Source organism: Achromobacter colocynthidis (genome assembly GCF_057334535.1).
Map to the genome: position 1 here is coordinate 1 of NZ_JBHFIZ010000018.1, position 439 is coordinate 439.

1 protein-coding gene is annotated in these 439 nt (G+C 60.4%); it reads left to right on the forward strand.

The window, feature by feature from the left end; translation table 11 throughout:
• A partial coding sequence (locus ACE04A_RS06150) for a transposase (protein WP_485819949.1) occupies positions 1-439 on the forward strand: 439 nt, incomplete at both ends.

Genomic DNA, 439 nt, shown 5'->3' on the forward strand with positions numbered 1-439 from the left:
AAGCCGTTCCCCGGCGAATCTCGCTGACCGATCCGCAGTCACGGTGGACGGCCGCCCCTGGCGGTCCCGCATTCTTCGCTTATTCGACAAACTATCTGATCGATACCGAGCATGGCGTGATCCTCGACGTCGAAGCCCCCCCTGCACATCGCACCGCAGAAGTGGACTCTACCAAGACGATGGTGGATCGCGTCGAGGAACGATTCGACATTATCCCTGATCGGCTCATCGGCGATACTGCTTACGGCACGGCTCCGATGCTGGCGTGGATGGTGCAAGACAAGGGGATAGAGCCGCACGTCCCCGTCTGGGACAGAACCCAGCGCAAGGACGACAGTCTATCGAGCAGCGACTTCGAATGGGATGGAGAGGCCAACGAATATCGTTGCCCCGAGGGGCATGCACTGCGCAGCGAGCGGCGCATGTTCAAGATCGAACG